This is a genomic window from Mesorhizobium sp. LSJC280B00, assembly GCF_000502835.1.
Classification (GTDB): domain Bacteria; phylum Pseudomonadota; class Alphaproteobacteria; order Rhizobiales; family Rhizobiaceae; genus Mesorhizobium.
In genome coordinates this window covers 224,293-240,359 of the sequence record NZ_AYVL01000008.1, presented here as the reverse complement: position 1 = coordinate 240,359, position 16,067 = coordinate 224,293, and the positions used below count along the sequence as shown (strand labels likewise).

The window sequence follows — 16,067 nt, the reverse complement described above, 5'->3', positions numbered from 1 at the left end:
CATGGACACCTTCTTCTCCTTCTACGTGCTGCCGGCGCTGCTGATCCTTTTGAAGTCGGTCGTGCTGATCGTCGTTCTGTTGATCTTCGTCGCCTATGTGCTTTACGCCGACCGCAAGATCTGGGCGGCGGTGCAATTGCGCCGAGGCCCGAATGTCGTTGGCCCATGGGGCACACTGCAGGCCTTCGCCGATCTGCTGAAATTCGTCTTCAAGGAGCCGGTCATCCCGTCCGGCGCCAACAAGGGCGTTTTCCTGCTGGCGCCTTTGGTGTCGGCGGTGCTGGCGATCTCCGCCTGGGCAGTCATACCGGTCAATGAAGGCTGGGCGATCGCCAACGTCAATGTCGGCATCCTCTATGTCTTCGCCATCTCCTCGCTCGAGGTCTATGGCGTCATCATGGGCGGCTGGGCCTCCAATTCGAAATACCCGTTCCTCGGCGCACTGCGCTCGGCGGCGCAGATGGTGTCCTACGAGGTCTCGATCGGCTTCGTCATCGTCACCGTGCTGCTTTGCGTCGGCTCGCTCAACCTGTCCGACATCGTCTTGTCGCAACAGGACGGGCTGGGCACGCGGCTCGGCCTGCCCAACACCTTCCTCGACTGGCATTGGCTGTCGCTGTTCCCGATGTTCATCGTCTTCTTCATCTCGGCGTTGGCCGAGACCAACCGGCCGCCCTTCGACCTTGTGGAAGCCGAATCGGAACTCGTCGCCGGCCATATGGTCGAATATTCCTCGACGCCGTTCCTGTTGTTCTTCCTCGGCGAATATGTCGCCGTCGTCCTGATGTGCGCACTGGCCACCATATTGTTCCTCGGCGGATGGCTGCCGCCCTTCGACTTCGCACCCTTCACCTGGGTGCCGGGGCTCATCTGGTTCGTGCTCAAGGTCTGCCTGGTGTTCTTCATGTTCTCCATGGTGAAGGCGTTCGTGCCGCGCTATCGCTACGACCAGCTGATGCGGCTCGGCTGGAAAGTCTTCCTGCCGATCTCGCTGTTCATGGTGGTCGCCACCGCCGCCTTTCTCAAACTCACCGGGTTTGCCTGATGTCAGCATTATCCCAGGCCGCCAAGTCACTGCTTTTGCAGGATTTCGTCAGCGCTTTCTTCCTGTCGATGCGCCAGTTCTTCGCGCCGAAGGAGACGATCAACTATCCGCATGAAAAGGGGCCGGTCAGCCCGCGCTTCCGCGGCGAACATGCGCTGCGCCGCTATCCGAACGGCGAGGAACGCTGCATCGCCTGCAAACTGTGCGAGGCGATCTGCCCGGCACAGGCCATCACCATCGAAGCCGGCCCACGCCGCAACGACGGCACACGGCGCACCGTGCGCTACGACATCGATATGGTGAAATGCATTTATTGCGGCTTCTGCCAGGAAGCCTGCCCGGTCGACGCCATTGTCGAGGGGCCGAATTTCGAATTCGCGACGGAAACGCGCGAGGAGCTTTATTACGACAAGGACAGGCTCCTGGCCAATGGCGACCGCTGGGAGCGTGAGCTGGCGCGCAACATCTCGCTGGATGCGCCTTACCGCTGATATTTGACGCATGGACGGGGCGAGGGGCCTGGTTTAAGGAACACGCAACTTGCCGACCGGAGGCGGTGGCAAAAAACAGGACGAACGTCCTGTTCTGACAGGAAACCCGGGGGAACCCATGCTGAGTGGACTAGAGGCGGCCTTTTTCTACCTCTTCGCCTTTGTCGCGGTGGCATCGGCGTTCATGGTCATTTCGGCGCGCAATCCCGTGCATTCGGTGCTGTTCCTGATCCTGACCTTCTTCAACGCCGCCGGCCTGTTCATGCTGACCGGCGCCGAGTTCCTGGCGATGATCCTGCTCGTCGTCTATGTCGGCGCGGTGCTGGTGCTGTTCCTGTTCGTCGTCATGATGCTCGACGTCGACTTCGCCGAAATGAAGGAAGGCGCCCTGCAATATGCACCGATCGGCGCGCTGGTCGGGCTGATCCTGGCGGCGGAGCTGATCGTGGTGCTCGGCGGCTATACATTCGCGCCGAAACTGGCGGCGACGGTCGCGAAACCCATTCCGGACCTGGCCGCGCGGTCGAACACGGCAGCGCTCGGCGACATCCTCTATACGGATTACCTCTATTACTTCCAGGTAGCGGGGCTGGTGCTGCTGGTCGCCATGATCGGCGCCATCGTGCTGACGCTGCGCCACAAGCCGGGCGTCAAGCGGCAGTCGATCGCCGCCCAGGTCGGCCGCACGGCGGCAACCGGAGTGGAAATCCGCAAGGTCAAGACGGGCGAAGGAGTCTGAGATGGTCGTCGGCATCGCGCACTACCTGACCGTATCGGCGATCCTGTTCACGCTCGGCGTGTTCGGCATCTTCCTGAACCGCAGGAACGTCATCGTCATCCTGATGTCGATCGAGCTGATCCTGCTTGCGGTCAACATCAATTTCGTCGCCTTTTCGGCGGCGCTCGGCGATTTGGTCGGCCAGGTGTTCGCACTGTTCGTGCTGACGGTCGCGGCGGCCGAAGCGGCGATCGGCCTTGCCATTCTCGTCGTCTTCTTCCGCAACCGCGGCTCGATCGCGGTCGAAGACGTGAACATGATGAAGGGTTGACGGAACCACCATGTATCAGGCCATCGTCTTCCTTCCGCTGCTCGGCTTTCTGATCGTCGGCCTGTTCGGCACCTCGCTCGGGGCCAAGGCTTCCGAATACATCACCTCGGGCTTCCTGGTGATCGCGGCCGTGCTGTCGTGGGTCGCCTTCTTCTCGGTTGGCTTCGGCGGCGGAGAGGTGTTCACCGTGCCGGTGATGCGCTGGATCCAGTCGGGCGGGCTGGAGGCGTCCTGGGCGCTCAGGATCGACACGCTGACGGTGGTGATGCTGGTAGTTGTCAACACGGTGTCGTCGCTGGTCCATATCTACTCGATCGGCTACATGCATCACGATCCGGACCGGCCGCGCTTCTTCGCCTATCTGTCGCTGTTTACCTTCGCCATGCTGATGCTGGTGACGGCCGACAACCTCGTGCAGATGTTCTTCGGCTGGGAAGGCGTCGGCCTTGCCTCCTATCTGCTGATCGGCTTCTGGTACAAGAAGCCGTCGGCCAATGCGGCTGCGATCAAGGCCTTCGTCGTCAACCGCGTCGGCGATTTCGGCTTTGCGCTCGGCATATTCGGCGTGTTCGTGCTGTTCGGCTCGGTCAATCTCGGCACCATCTTCGCCAATGCGGCGACGTTCATTCCGGCGGAAGGCGCGCCGCAAGGCCCGGCCGTGCTGACCTTCCTCGGCTATGCGCTCGACAAGCAGGCTGCGATGACGGTTGTCTGCCTGCTCCTGTTCATGGGCGCCATGGGCAAGTCGGCGCAGGTGCCGCTTCACACCTGGCTGCCGGATGCCATGGAAGGCCCGACGCCGGTCTCGGCACTGATCCATGCCGCGACCATGGTGACGGCAGGCGTGTTCATGCTGGCGCGGTTGTCGCCGCTGTTCGAGCTGTCGCATTCGGCATTGACCGTGGTCACTTTCATCGGCGCCTTCACCGCCTTCTTCGCGGCGACAGTCGGTCTCGTCCAGAACGACATCAAGCGCGTCATCGCCTATTCGACCTGTTCGCAGCTCGGCTACATGTTCGTGGCGCTCGGCGTCGGCGCCTATGGCGCGGCGATCTTCCATCTGTTCACGCACGCCTTCTTCAAGGCGCTGCTGTTCCTCGGCTCGGGCTCGGTCATCCACGCCGTCTCCGACGAGCAGGACATGCGCAAGATGGGCGGCCTGAGGACGCTCATTCCGAAAACGTACTGGATGATGGTGATCGGCACGCTGGCGCTGACCGGTGTCGGCATCCCGGTAACGATCATCGGCACGGCCGGCTTCTTTTCCAAGGACGCCATCATCGAAGCGGCCTTCGCCGGCCACAATGCGGTCGCCGCGTTTGCCTTCATATTGCTGGTCATTGCTGCCTGCTTCACCTCCTTCTACTCCTGGCGGCTGATCTTCATGACCTTCCACGGCGAGCCGCGGGCCAGCCACGAGGTCATGCACCATGTCCATGAATCGCCGCCGGTCATGCTGGTGCCGCTGTTCATCCTGGCGGCGGGCGCGCTGTTTGCCGGCGTGATCTTCCACGGCGCCTTCTTCGGCGAGGGCTATGCCGAATTCTGGAAGGCGTCGCTGTTCACGCTGCCGGACAACCACATCCTGCACGAAATCCACGAAGTGCCGTTGTGGGTCGAGCTGTCACCGTTCATCGCCATGCTGATCGGCTTTGCGATTGCCTGGCAGTTCTATATTCGCGCGCCGGAAATGCCTCGGAGCGTCGCCGCCAACCATCGCCTGCTCTACGCCTTCCTGCTCAACAAATGGTATTTCGACGAGCTCTACGACTTCCTGTTCGTGCGGCCGGCAAAGCGCCTCGGCAGCTTCCTGTGGAAGACCGGCGACGGCACCGTCATCGACGGGCTCGGGCCGGACGGCATTTCGGCGCGCGTCGTCGACGTCACCAACCGGGTCGTCAAGCTGCAGACCGGCTATCTTTACCACTATGCCTTCGCCATGCTGATCGGCGTTGCCGCACTCGTCACCTGGATGATGCTCTGATGACCGCCTGGCCGATCCTATCGCTGGTCACCTTCCTGCCGCTGGTTGGTGTGCTGCTCATCCTTTTCGTGCGTGACGACAGCGAGAACGCGCGCCGCAACATCCGCGCCATCGCGCTGTTCACGACCGCGTTCACCTTCGTGGTTTCGCTGTTTATCTGGACCGGCTTCGACAATTCGCAGCCCGGCTTCCAGTTCGTCGAGAAGTTTGCCTGGCTGGATTCCGGCATCTCCTATCATATGGGCGTAGACGGCATCTCCATGCTGTTCGTCATCCTGACCACCTTCCTGATGCCGCTCTGCATCCTCGCCTCGTGGGAATCGATCGAGAAGCGCGTCAAGGCCTATATGATCGCCTTCCTGCTGCTCGAGACGCTGATGATCGGCGTGTTCTGCGCGCTCGACATCGTCTTGTTCTATGTCTTCTTCGAAGCCGGCCTGATCCCGATGTTCATCATCATCGGCGTGTGGGGCGGCAAGCGGCGCGTCTATGCCTCGTTCAAGTTCTTCCTCTATACGCTGGCCGGCTCGGTGCTGATGCTGCTCGCCATCATGGCGATGTTCTTCCAGTCCGGCACCACCGACATCCCGACGCTTCTGACCCACAACTTCCCGGCCAATATGCAGACTTGGCTATGGCTTGCCTTCTTCGCGTCCTTCGCGGTGAAGATGCCGATGTGGCCGGTGCACACCTGGCTGCCGGACGCGCATGTCGAGGCGCCGACGGCCGGCTCGGTGATCCTGGCCGCCATCCTGCTCAAGATGGGTGGGTACGGCTTCCTGCGCTTTTCGCTGCCGATGTTTCCGATCGCATCCGAAATGTTCGCGCCGCTGATCTTCACGCTCTCCGTTGTCGCCATCATCTACACCTCGCTGGTGGCGCTGATGCAGGAGGACATGAAGAAGCTGATCGCCTATTCGTCGGTCGCTCACATGGGCTTCGTTACCATGGGCATCTTCGCGATGAACCAGGAAGGCGTCCAGGGTTCGATCTTTCAGATGCTGTCGCACGGCCTGGTCTCCGGCGCGCTGTTCCTCTGCGTCGGCGTCGTCTACGACCGCATGCATACGCGTGACATCGACGCCTATGGCGGGTTGGTCAACAACATGCCGAAATATGCAACCGTGTTCATGATCTTCACCATGGCCAATGTCGGCCTGCCCGGCACCAGCGGCTTCGTCGGCGAGTTCCTGACCATGCTCGGCGTGTTCCGGGTCAACACCTGGGTAGCGTTCTTCGCCGCCACCGGCGTCATCCTTTCGGCGGCCTATGCGCTCTGGCTCTACCGCAAGGTGATCTTCGGCGCGCTGACCAAGGAAAGCCTGAAAGGCCTGCTCGACCTGTCGACGCGCGAGAAGGTGATCATCTATCCGCTGGTCGCGCTGGTCATCTTCTTCGGCGTCTATCCGGCGCCGATCTTCGACGCGACCGCCGAATCGGTCAAGGCGCTCGTTACCAATGTCACCGCATCCATCGGCGCCGCGCAGACCGCGGCGGCGAACTGACTGGGGGTTTTGCGAACCATGACGCCGGACCTTCTCTCAAGCCTGTCGCTCTCGACGCCAGAGCTGATCCTCGCCATCGGCGCCTTGGCGCTGTTGATGCTCGGCGCCTATTCGCGCGCCAACACCACTGTCACGGTGAGCGGCCTTGCCGTCGCCGTGCTGGTGATCGCCGGCGCCTGGCTGGTCTTTTCGCCGGGACAGGGCAACGCCTATGGCGAAGCCTTCATCCAGGATCCGTTCGCCCGCTTCATGAAGGTGCTGGCGCTGGTCGGCTCGGCGGTGACGCTGGTCATGTCGGTCCGCTTTGCCCAGGTGGAGCGTTTCGACAAGTTCGAATATCCGGTGCTGATCCTGCTCTGCACGCTCGGCATGATGCTGATGATCTCGGCCAACGGCATGATCGGGCTCTATCTCGGCCTCGAGCTGCAATCGCTGGCGATCTACGTGCTGGCGGCGATCAACCGGGACAATCTGCGCTCGACCGAGGCCGGGCTGAAGTATTTCGTCCTTGGCGCGCTGTCGTCGGGCATGCTCCTTTACGGTATCTCGCTGGTCTACGGCTACACCGGCAACACCGGCTTCCAGGAGATCGCCACGGCGCTGAGCGGCGGTGAGCGCCAGCTTGGGCTCGTCTTCGGCCTGGTTTTCGTGCTGGCCGGCCTTGCCTTCAAGATCTCGGCGGTGCCGTTCCATATGTGGACGCCCGACGTCTATGAAGGCGCGCCGACGCCGGTGACGGCTTTTCTGGCGGCGGCACCGAAGATGGCGGCGATGGCGCTGATGGTGCGCGTCACCATGGGCGCCTTCAAGCCGATCGCCGCCGACTGGCAGCAGATCATCGTCTTCATCTCGATCGCCTCGATGGCGCTTGGCGCCTTTGCGGCCATCGGCCAGACCAACATCAAACGGCTGATGGCCTATTCCTCCATCGGCCATATGGGTTATGCGCTGGTCGGCCTTGCCGCGAACAGCCAGGACGGCGTGCGCGGCGTCGCCATCTACATGCTGATCTATCTGGTGATGACGCTCGGCACCTTCGCCTTCATCCTCGCCATGCGGCGCAAGGAGGGCAATGTCGAGCAGATCAGCGATCTCGCCGGCCTGTCGGCGACCAATCCGATCGTGGCGACGATCCTCACCATCCTGATGTTCTCGCTGGCCGGCATCCCGCCGCTCGCCGGCTTCTGGGGGAAATGGTACGTGTTCCTCGCCGCCATCAATGCCAACCTCTACGCGCTGGCGATCATCGGCGTGCTCGCCTCTGTGGTGGGCGCCTACTATTATCTGCGTATCATCAAGATCATGTGGTTCGACGAACCGGTCGGCGGCTTCGTGCCGATGGCGTCCGAACTGCGCGTCGTGCTCGGTGTCTGTGGCGCCTTCGTGCTGTTCTACGTGCTGATCGGCGGTCCGATCGGAACCTACGCGGCAGCCGCGGCCAAGACCTTCTTCTAACGGAATGACGTTCAGGCTGGCCCCAACCGCGGCTTCGGACGGGTTCCGGCTCGAGGCGCACGACACGGTCGGCTCCACCAACGCGCTGGCGCTGGAGCACGCACGGGCCGGCGATCCGGGCAAACTCTGGGTCGTCTCCAAAAAGCAGGAAGCCGGGCGTGGCCGCCGTGGCCGCGCCTGGGCGACGCCCGAGGGCAATCTGGCAGCGACGTTGCTGGTGATCACCAACACCGAGCTTCGACTTGCCGCGACGCTCGGCTTCGTTGCCGGACTGGCGCTGGCCGACGCGCTCGACGCCGTCGTGCCGAAAGGCAGGATCGCGATCGGCCTCGATGGTGCGAGCCAAGGCAAGAACCGTTTCGAACTGAAATGGCCGAACGATGTGCTTGCCTCGGGCGCCAAGCTCGCCGGCATCCTGCTGGAATCGGCGATGCTGGATGGCGACCGTTCGGCGGTGGCTGTCGGTATCGGCGTCAACGTGGTGGCATACCCTCAGGATTTGCCTTATCCAGCGACGTCGCTAAGCGCGCTGGGGTCTGCTTGCGATGCCGAGACGCTGTTTCTGGCGCTGTCGGATGCCTGGAGCGAGAATGCGCGGCTGTGGAACGAAGGGCGTGGGCTTGCCGCCGTCAGGCGGCGCTGGCTGGCGCGTGCGGCGGGGCTTGGCGGGCAGGTTGCTGTCAGAATTGACGGTAATGTGGTGCGCGGCACCTTCGAGACCATTGACGAGGACTGCCGTTTCGTGATCCGCGACGATCAAGGTTCGGTTCTGACAATCGCCGCCGGCGACGTGCATTTCGGCGCGGTTGCCTCGGCCGGCGTTTGACTGGCCAATACGTTTGACTGGCCAGGTATTTGACCAGCTTGAATTTGACCGGCCGACAATTTTGACCGGCCCACAATTTTGACCGGCCCACAATTTTGACCGGCAAGGAAGGAAAGACCATGGCGATAGCGGAAAACGCCGAACTTGTCTTCGTGCCGCTCGGCGGTGTCGGCGAGATCGGCATGAACTTCGCCCTCTACGGCTATGGGCCGGCCAAAGCGCGCGAATGGATCGTCGTCGACGTCGGCGTCACTTTTCCCGATGCAACCCTGCCCGGCGTCGACCTGGTTCTGCCCGACACGCGTTTCATCGAGGAGAATGTCGCCAATCTGCGCGGCATCGTCATCACCCATGCGCATGAGGACCATTACGGCGCGCTCCACGACATCTGGCCGAAGCTCAAGGCGCCGGTGTGGATGACGCCGTTCAGCGCCGGCCTGCTGGAAGCCAAGCGGCAGGGCGAGCAAGGGGCGCCGAAGATCCCGGTGACGATCTACCGGGCCGGCGAGAAATTCACCGTCGGCCCGTTCGAGATCGAGGCCATCCCTGTTGCGCACTCCATTCCCGAACCGATGTCGCTGGCGATCACGACGCCGGCCGGCGTCGTCATCCATACCGGCGACTGGAAGATCGATCCGGCGCCGACGGTCGGGCCGATGACCGACGAGGCGCGCTTCCGAGCCTATGGCGACAAGGGTGTGCTGGCGCTGGTCTGCGATTCCACCAATGCGATGCGGGAAGGGGAATCGCCGTCCGAAGTGGCGGTGGGCGAGGGCCTCAAGAGCGTCATCCAGAACGCCAAGGGCCGGGTCGCCGTCACCAGCTTCTCCTCCAATGTCGGGCGTATCGTCTCCATCGCCAAGGCGGCGCGGGATGCCGGCCGCCAGTGCCTGGTGATTGGCCGCTCGATGAAGCGCGTCATCGATGTGGCTGATGAACTCGGCTATATGGACGGGTTGCCGGAATTCATCGCCGAGGAGGATTACGGCTTCATCCCGCGCGAAAACCTCGTCATCATCTGCACCGGCAGCCAGGGCGAGCCGCTTGCCGCACTTGCCAAGCTGTCGCGCGACGAGATGAAGTCGGTGGCGCTGACGGCCGGCGACACGGTGGTGTTTTCCTCGCGCACCATTCCCGGCAACGAGAAGGCGATCCTCGAAATCAAGAACCGCCTGATCGATCTCGGCATCAAGATCATCGAGGACGGCGATGCGCTGGTGCATGTCTCCGGCCATCCACGCCGCAGCGAATTGCGCAAGATGTATGAATGGGTGCGGCCGCAGATCGGCGTTCCCGTGCATGGCGAAGCGGCGCATCTGGTGGCGCAGGGCTCGCTGATGTCGACGTCCGGCATCGGCCAGGTCGCGCAGGTGCGCGACGGCGACATGCTCAGGCTGTATCCGGGTGCCGCCGCCATCATCGACCAGGTGCCGTTCGGCCGCATCTACAAGGACGGAAGGCTGATCGGCACCGACCAGGCGATGGGCATTCGCGACCGCCGCAAGCTGTCCTTTGCCGGCCATGTCGCCGTCAATGTCGTGCTCGACGACAAATACGAGCTTGCCGGCGATCCCGATCTCGTCGCCATCGGCGTCGCCGAGGCCGACGGCAGCGGCGAGAGCCTGGAAGACCTGATGATCGATGCGGCAATCGGCGCCGTGGACTCCATCCCCCGCCAGCGCCGAAAAGACCTCGACCTGGTCCAGGAGGCAGTGCGGCGCGCGGTGCGCGGCGCGGCCAACGAAGCCTGGGGCAAGAAGCCGCTGGTGACGGTGTTCGTCACGAGGTGACGAACAAGGGAGTAGGGGAGTAGGGCAGTAAGGGAGTAGGGAAGTAGGAGGTAGGAGCGCAAACAGATGCACTTCTAGATCCTTTTTTCCCTACTCCCCTACTGCCTTACTCCCCTACTCCCCTAACCCGGGAGTACGCTATGCTCGGACGCCTCAACCATGTCGCGCTTGCGGTGCCGGATCTGGCCGCGGCTGCGGCGGTCTATCGCGATACGCTTGGCGCTCGCGTGACCGCGCCGCAGGCGCTGCCGGAGCATGGCGTTACGGTGGTGTTCGTCGACGTCGGCAACACCAGGATCGAGTTGCTCGAGCCGCTCGGCGAAGCCTCGCCGATCGCCGCATTCCTCGCGAAGAATCCGTCCGGCGGCATGCACCATGTCTGCTATGAGGTGGACGACATTGTTGCGGCGCACGACCGTCTCAAGGCCAGCGGCGCGCGCGTGCTGGGCGACGGCAATCCGAAGATCGGCGCACATGGCAAGCCGGTATTGTTTCTGCACCCCAAGGATTTCTTCGGCACGCTGGTCGAACTGGAGCAAGCATGAGTTGGGTTTCGTTTGTCGCCCTGTTCTTCGCCACATGGTGGGTGGTGTTGTTCGCCGTCCTGCCGTTCAGCATGCGGACGCAGGACGAGGATCGGGACGTGACGCTTGGCACGGTTCCGAGCGCACCGCGCGGACCGCACATGCTGCGCGCGGCGCTGCGCACGACGATCGTCACGCTGGTCCTCATGGGTATCTTCTACGGCATCACGAGAGGGCTTGGCCTCGGTATCGACGACATCCCGCACATCGTGCCGGATTTCAACCAGAGCCCAGCGCATTAGCCGGCTACCTACCGTGTCCGACTATCCCAGCCTAGCCGAGGCTCTGAAATCAAGCTGAGCCAGCAAGGTCAATCCAAAGTAAAGGCCGGGGCGGGTTTGGGCTGACGCAACGTCATGTAGTTTGGTAATCTGTCGTGCTAACCAAATGATTGCACAAAAAAAATGCAAGGCGCGAGGCCTTGCAATTTAAACGCGTCCGATCTGTTTCCGGTGTCCGGCGGCAGCGGGTTACCGCGCCTAGATCGCATCCTCCCAAGACTTTGACCGCGTAGGAGGGCAGATTTTTCTCCGCCCTCTCGGTTATGGGGGCACACTAGCCTAAGGCGGGTGAAAATGTCACGAAGAATTTTGCCCGGAAACAGGCAATCTCGTGCTGCAGTGCACAATAGTACGGCAGGCGTTGCTTGCGAAACGCCCAGCAAGCCGTGTGCGGCAATTGCGGCGTCTATGCAGCGCCTGGGCCGGGTTTCCATTCCGCCATGAAATGGCTATGAAGCCGGGGCAAGCAAGCCTGCGCTGCGCCGATTCCGGCGCCGCCATCCTCTCTCACGGACCAGTCCATGCGTTTGTCGCGCTATTTCCTGCCCATTCTCAAAGAAAATCCGCGCGAGGCCGAGATCGTCTCGCATCGGCTGATGCTGCGCGCCGGCATGATCCGCCAGCAGGGGCAGGGCAGCTTTTCCTGGCTGCCGCTCGGCAAGCGGGTGCTGGACAAGGTCTGCCGGATTATTCGCGAGGAGCAGAATCGCGCCGGCGCGCTCGAAATCCTGATGCCGACCATCCAATCGGCCGAGCTGTGGCGCGAAAGTGGCCGCTATGAAGACTACGGCAAGGAGATGCTGCGCATCAAGGACCGGCAAGACCGCGATATGCTCTACGGGCCGACCAACGAGGAGATGGTCACCGAGATCTTCCGCTCCTATGTCAAGTCCTACAAGGACCTGCCGCTCAACCTCTATCACATCCAGTGGAAGTTTCGCGACGAGGTGCGCCCGCGCTTCGGCGTCATGCGTTCGCGCGAGTTCCTGATGAAGGACGCCTATTCCTTCGACCTCGATTATGAAGGCGCCAAGGCCGCCTATAACCGCATGTTCGTGTCCTATCTCAGGACGTTTACGCGCATGGGGCTGCAGGCCATTCCGATGCGCGCCGACACCGGGCCGATCGGCGGCGACCTCAGCCATGAGTTCATCATCCTGGCCGACACCGGCGAGAGCCAGGTGTTTTGCCATCGCGACTATCTTTCGCTGGCAGTGCCCGGGGCGAACACCGATTTTTCGAACGACGCCGAGATCGGCGGCATCGTCAAGACGTGGACGACGCCCTATGCCGCCACCGACGAAATGCATGACGAGGCGGCATGGGAAAAGCTCTCCGAAGGCGACAAGGTCTCGGCGCGCGGCATCGAGGTCGGCCATATCTTCCATTTCGGCGACAAATATTCCAAGCCGATGGGCGCCAAGGTGACCGGCCCGGACGGCAAGGATCATTTTGTCTCTGGCGGTTCCTACGGCATCGGCCCGTCGCGGCTGGTAGCGGCGATCATCGAGGCCAGCCATGACGATAACGGCATCATCTGGCCGGAAGCGGTGGCGCCGTTCGACATCGGCCTGATCAACATGAAGGCTGGCGATGCCGAATGCGACCGCGTCTGCGGCGAGCTGAATGCCGCCTTTGCCGCCGCCGGCAAGGAGGTGCTCTACGACGACACCGACCAGCGGCCGGGCGGCAAGTTCGCCACCGCCGACCTGATCGGGCTCCCGTGGCAGGTGATCGTCGGGCCGCGTGGTGTCGCCGCCGGCGAGGTCGAGATCAAGAACCGCAGGACCGGCGAGCGCGAGACGCTGCCGATTGGCGACGTGAAAAAGCGTTTCGGTGCCGCCGTATGAGTGAAGCGGCAGCAGCCAAACCTTCGGCGGCAGGACCCTTTTCCGGCTTCGAGCGCATGGTGGCGTGGCGCTATCTGCGCTCGCGCCGCAAGGAGACGGTGATCTCGGTGATCGCCTCGATCTCCTTCCTCGGCATCATGCTGGGCGTGGCCACGCTGATCGTCGTCATGGCGGTCATGAACGGCTTTCGTGCCGAACTGCTGACGCGCATCCTTGGCGTCAACGGGCACCTGATCGTGCAGCCGCTCGACATGCCGCTGGAGGACTATGACCAGGTCGCCGGCCGCATCAACGGCGTGCCCGGCGTCAAATATGCCATTCCGCTGATCGACGGGCAGGTGCTGGCGCAAGGCAATGTCGGCGGCGGCACCGGCGCGCTGGTGCGCGGCATACGCGGCGAGGATCTCGGCAAGATCACGATCGTCGCCAACAACATCAAGGCGGGCTCGATCGTCGGCTTCGACACCGGCGAGGGAGTCGCCATCGGCAGCCGCATGGCCGAGAATCTCGGCCTTGTGCTCGGCGATACCATCACGCTGATCTCGCCCGAGGGCGACGTCACGCCGCTCGGCACGACGCCGCGCATGAAAGGCTATCCGATAACCGCGATCTTCGAGGTCGGCATGTCGGAATATGACAGCTCCATCGTCTACATGCCGTTTTCGGAAGCGCAGCTTTATTTCAACATGGACGGCAGGGCGCAGACGATCGAGATCTACGCCGACAATCCCGACAATATCGACGCGCTGAAGCCGAAGGTCGAAGAGGCGTCGCAACGGCCGATCACCCTCGTCGATTGGCGGGAGCGTAACAAGACGTTTTTCGACGCGCTGCAGGTCGAGCGCAACGTCATGTTCATGATCCTGACGCTGATCGTGCTGGTGGCGGCGCTCAACATCATTTCGGGCCTGATCATGCTGGTGAAGGACAAGGGCCACGACATCGCCATCCTGCGCACCATGGGCGCCACGCGCGGCGCGATCCTGCGCATCTTCCTGATGACCGGGGCTGCGATCGGCGTTGTCGGCACCATCGCCGGCGTGCTGCTCGGCATCGTGATCTGCCTCAACGTCGAGCGCATCCGCCAGTTCTTCTCCTGGCTGGCCAACGAGCGGCTGTTCAATCCCGAGCTTTATTTCCTGAGCCAGCTGCCGGCGCGCATGGATGCCAGCGAGACGATCTCGGTCGTTCTCATGGCTTTGGCGCTGTCGTTCCTGGCGACACTGTTTCCGGCGTGGCGCGCTGCCAGGCTCGATCCGGTCGAAGCGCTGAGGTACGAATGATGGCCGAGGCCATTATCGAGCTGAAGAGCGTCGAACGCCATTATGTACAGGGGCCGCGCAAGCTGACCATCCTGAACGGCGCCGATTTTTCGCTGAAGCGTGGCGAGATGGTGGCGCTTGTGGCGCCGTCGGGCACCGGCAAGTCGACGCTGCTCCACACGGCCGGGCTGCTGGAGCGACCGGACGCCGGCGACGTGATCCTGGCGGGGCGCGCCTGCGGCCGGCTTTCCGACGACGAGCGCACGGCGATCCGCCGCAACGATGTCGGCTTCGTCTACCAGTTCCATCATTTGTTGCCTGAGTTTTCTGCGCTGGAAAACATCATGATGCCGCAGCTGATAAAAGGGCTGCCGCGCAAGGAGGCGGCCGAGCGGGCGGCGCAATTGCTCGACTATATGCAGATCGGCAAGCGGGCACAGCATCGCCCCTCCGAGCTCTCCGGCGGCGAGCAGCAGCGGGTCGCCATTGCGCGTGCCGTCGCCAATGCGCCGCTGGTGCTTTTGGCCGACGAGCCGACCGGCAATCTCGACCCGGTGACCGCTTCCTATGTGTTCGAGGCGCTGGCAGCACTGGTCCGGCAATCGGGCCTGGCGGCGCTCATCGCCACCCACAATCACGAGCTCGCCTCGCGCATGGACCGCCGCGTGACGCTGTCCGACGGCAAGGTTGTGCCGCTTTAGGGTGCGCTGCAATTGAGGCGATGACGGCCCGCGAGCTGCCGTGCGCCGTCCCGCCGCTTTCGCGCGCCTGTCGGCCCCGAAACGCTCGGCATCTCCTTCTCAACCCTTTCTTAACCCTGTCGAAATGACCGAGCGCAATTCGGGTGACGCCCGGACTGCGATCGTTGACATTCGAACAAAATTAGAACAAAATACGAACATACTAACAACAGGAGAGAGTTATGACCGATCTTGTTCAGGATGTCGTCTCGCTGGTGTGCATGAGCACGTTCCTCATTTCCATGGCAATCTGGATCGGCGCGATGTGAGGATTGAGCTCAAGGGCGGGCTCGATGCTGATGAGCGAGGGCCGCCTTCGCATATTGGCGCAGGCATTGGGCGAGTGTTTCAGCCGGCCTTGCGGGACACTTCGACAGGCGACACCGCGGCGGGCCCGAACACGTCCTCGAAAGCGGATTTCAGCGCCAGGTCGAGGTCGGCCATGGTCACGGGAAGGCCGAGGTCGACAAGGCTGGTGACGCCGTGATGCTGGACGCCGCACGGCACGATGCCGCTGAAATGGCTAAGGTCCGGCTCGACATTGATGGCGATGCCGTGAAAGCTCACCCAGCGCCTCAGCCTGATGCCGATGGCGGCGATCTTGTCCTCGGCCGCCGAGCCGTCGGGCAAAGCGGGGCGGTCCGGCCGAACCACCCAGACGCCGACGCGGTCCTCGCGGCGTTCGCCGCGTACGTTGAAGGCGGCCAGCGAGCCGATGATCCATTGTTCGAGTGCGGCGACGAAGGCGCGGACATCCTCGCGCCGCCGCTTCAGGTCGAGCATGACGTAGGCGACTCGCTGGCCCGGCCCATGATAGGTGTATTCGCCGCCACGCCCGGCGGCAAAGACCGGGAAACGGTCCGGCTCGATCAGGTCCTCGATGCGGGCGCTGGTGCCGGCGGTGTAGAGCGGCGGGTGCTCGACCAGCCAGACCATCTCGCCGGCGGCGCCGCTGCGGATTGCCTCGGCGCGCGCCTCCATCACGGCGAGCGCATCGGGATAGGCGGTGAGCCCGGGCTCGATGCGCCATTCGACCGGCGCCGAGCCGGGCAAGGGCAGGAACGACGTGGCGATCTGGCTGCGTTCTGTCATGATATCTCGTCTCGCCACTCATATGGCGGCAATCGGTACAAACGTCCAGTTCCGGCACGTTCGGCCCTTGAAGAGTTATGCCGATGTCCGGCCGATTATTGCTGGCCGCGCAC

At 62.9% G+C, this 16,067-nt stretch carries 15 protein-coding genes; 14 read left to right on the top strand and 1 reads right to left on the bottom strand.

Translation table 11 applies throughout. The annotated features are described in order from the left end of the window. The first annotated feature begins 1 nt into the window (after position 1). The 14 genes from nuoH (at position 2) to X773_RS53435 (ending at position 14,823) form a co-directional block, all read left to right on the top strand. Positions 2-1,045 (top strand): NADH-quinone oxidoreductase subunit NuoH, encoded by a 1,044-nt coding sequence (gene nuoH / locus X773_RS53500; protein WP_023676623.1) that lies wholly within the window; start codon positions 2-4, stop codon positions 1,043-1,045. Next, entirely contained in the window at positions 1,045-1,536 is a 492-nt protein-coding gene (gene nuoI / locus X773_RS53495; RefSeq protein WP_023676622.1) for an NADH-quinone oxidoreductase subunit NuoI, read from the top strand. The genes nuoH and nuoI overlap by 1 nt, the downstream gene beginning before the upstream one ends. Before the next feature lie 118 nt (positions 1,537-1,654). Beyond that, positions 1,655-2,275: an NADH-quinone oxidoreductase subunit J gene (locus tag X773_RS53490; RefSeq protein WP_023676621.1), complete on the top strand. Its 621-nt coding sequence runs from the start codon at positions 1,655-1,657 to the stop codon at positions 2,273-2,275. A 1-nt stretch (position 2,276) separates the two neighbouring features. Then, complete coding sequence (gene nuoK / locus X773_RS53485) at positions 2,277-2,585, top strand: NADH-quinone oxidoreductase subunit NuoK (protein ID WP_023676620.1); 309 nt, start codon at positions 2,277-2,279, stop codon at positions 2,583-2,585. 10 nt (positions 2,586-2,595) lie between these two features. Beyond that, a complete protein-coding gene (gene nuoL / locus X773_RS53480) occupies positions 2,596-4,569 on the top strand; it encodes an NADH-quinone oxidoreductase subunit L (protein WP_023676619.1) in 1,974 nt (657 codons plus the stop codon). Further along, positions 4,569-6,074 carry an NADH-quinone oxidoreductase subunit M gene (locus tag X773_RS53475; RefSeq protein WP_023676618.1) on the top strand — a complete coding sequence of 502 codons (1,506 nt, stop codon included), beginning with the start codon at positions 4,569-4,571 and terminating at the stop codon, positions 6,072-6,074. Before nuoL ends, X773_RS53475 begins: the two co-directional genes overlap by 1 nt. Positions 6,075-6,092: 18 nt before the next feature. After that, positions 6,093-7,529 (top strand): NADH-quinone oxidoreductase subunit NuoN, encoded by a 1,437-nt coding sequence (gene nuoN, locus X773_RS53470; protein ID WP_023676617.1) that lies wholly within the window; start codon positions 6,093-6,095, stop codon positions 7,527-7,529. A 4-nt stretch (positions 7,530-7,533) separates the two neighbouring features. Further along, on the top strand, positions 7,534-8,355 hold the full coding sequence (locus X773_RS53465; protein WP_023676616.1) for a biotin--[acetyl-CoA-carboxylase] ligase: 822 nt from the start codon (positions 7,534-7,536) through the stop codon (positions 8,353-8,355). A 119-nt stretch (positions 8,356-8,474) separates the two neighbouring features. Next, entirely contained in the window at positions 8,475-10,145 is a 1,671-nt protein-coding gene (locus tag X773_RS53460) for a ribonuclease J (RefSeq protein ID WP_023676615.1), read from the top strand. A gap of 140 nt (positions 10,146-10,285) precedes the next feature. After that, positions 10,286-10,690: a methylmalonyl-CoA epimerase gene (gene mce, locus X773_RS53455; protein WP_023676614.1), complete on the top strand. Its 405-nt coding sequence runs from the start codon at positions 10,286-10,288 to the stop codon at positions 10,688-10,690. Then, positions 10,687-10,971 (top strand): DUF1467 family protein, encoded by a 285-nt coding sequence (locus X773_RS53450; protein ID WP_023676613.1) that lies wholly within the window; start codon positions 10,687-10,689, stop codon positions 10,969-10,971. Before mce ends, X773_RS53450 begins: the two co-directional genes overlap by 4 nt. Positions 10,972-11,531: 560 nt before the next feature. Continuing rightward, positions 11,532-12,860: a proline--tRNA ligase gene (proS, locus tag X773_RS53445; RefSeq protein ID WP_023676612.1), complete on the top strand. Its 1,329-nt coding sequence runs from the start codon at positions 11,532-11,534 to the stop codon at positions 12,858-12,860. Then, positions 12,857-14,143, top strand: coding sequence for a lipoprotein-releasing ABC transporter permease subunit (locus X773_RS53440; RefSeq protein WP_023676611.1), 1,287 nt, complete (start codon positions 12,857-12,859; stop codon positions 14,141-14,143). The genes proS and X773_RS53440 overlap by 4 nt, the downstream gene beginning before the upstream one ends. Next, positions 14,140-14,823, top strand: coding sequence for an ABC transporter ATP-binding protein (locus X773_RS53435; protein ID WP_023676610.1), 684 nt, complete (start codon positions 14,140-14,142; stop codon positions 14,821-14,823). Before X773_RS53440 ends, X773_RS53435 begins: the two co-directional genes overlap by 4 nt. Positions 14,824-15,210: 387 nt before the next feature. Here the strand turns inward: X773_RS53435 and lipB are convergent, their stop codons facing one another. Beyond that, positions 15,211-15,954, bottom strand: a complete 744-nt coding sequence (lipB, locus tag X773_RS53430) for a lipoyl(octanoyl) transferase LipB (protein ID WP_023676608.1) — start codon at positions 15,952-15,954, stop codon at positions 15,211-15,213. Positions 15,955-16,067 lie beyond the last annotated feature (113 nt).

Bases quoted from the DNA above. Each gene is read 5' to 3' on its own strand.
- nuoH (WP_023676623.1), top strand. From the start codon at position 2: ATGGACACCTTCTTCTCCTTCTACGTGCTGCCGGCGCTGCTGATCCTT.
- nuoI (WP_023676622.1), top strand. From the start codon at position 1,045: ATGTCAGCATTATCCCAGGCCGCCAAGTCACTGCTTTTGCAGGATTTC.
- X773_RS53490 (WP_023676621.1), top strand. From the start codon at position 1,655: ATGCTGAGTGGACTAGAGGCGGCCTTTTTCTACCTCTTCGCCTTTGTC.
- nuoK (WP_023676620.1), top strand. From the start codon at position 2,277: ATGGTCGTCGGCATCGCGCACTACCTGACCGTATCGGCGATCCTGTTC.
- nuoL (WP_023676619.1), top strand. From the start codon at position 2,596: ATGTATCAGGCCATCGTCTTCCTTCCGCTGCTCGGCTTTCTGATCGTC.
- X773_RS53475 (WP_023676618.1), top strand. From the start codon at position 4,569: ATGACCGCCTGGCCGATCCTATCGCTGGTCACCTTCCTGCCGCTGGTT.
- nuoN (WP_023676617.1), top strand. From the start codon at position 6,093: ATGACGCCGGACCTTCTCTCAAGCCTGTCGCTCTCGACGCCAGAGCTG.
- X773_RS53465 (WP_023676616.1), top strand. From the start codon at position 7,534: ATGACGTTCAGGCTGGCCCCAACCGCGGCTTCGGACGGGTTCCGGCTC.
- X773_RS53460 (WP_023676615.1), top strand. From the start codon at position 8,475: ATGGCGATAGCGGAAAACGCCGAACTTGTCTTCGTGCCGCTCGGCGGT.
- mce (WP_023676614.1), top strand. From the start codon at position 10,286: ATGCTCGGACGCCTCAACCATGTCGCGCTTGCGGTGCCGGATCTGGCC.
- X773_RS53450 (WP_023676613.1), top strand. From the start codon at position 10,687: ATGAGTTGGGTTTCGTTTGTCGCCCTGTTCTTCGCCACATGGTGGGTG.
- proS (WP_023676612.1), top strand. From the start codon at position 11,532: ATGCGTTTGTCGCGCTATTTCCTGCCCATTCTCAAAGAAAATCCGCGC.
- X773_RS53440 (WP_023676611.1), top strand. From the start codon at position 12,857: ATGAGTGAAGCGGCAGCAGCCAAACCTTCGGCGGCAGGACCCTTTTCC.
- X773_RS53435 (WP_023676610.1), top strand. From the start codon at position 14,140: ATGATGGCCGAGGCCATTATCGAGCTGAAGAGCGTCGAACGCCATTAT.
- lipB (WP_023676608.1), bottom strand. From the start codon at position 15,954: ATGACAGAACGCAGCCAGATCGCCACGTCGTTCCTGCCCTTGCCCGGC.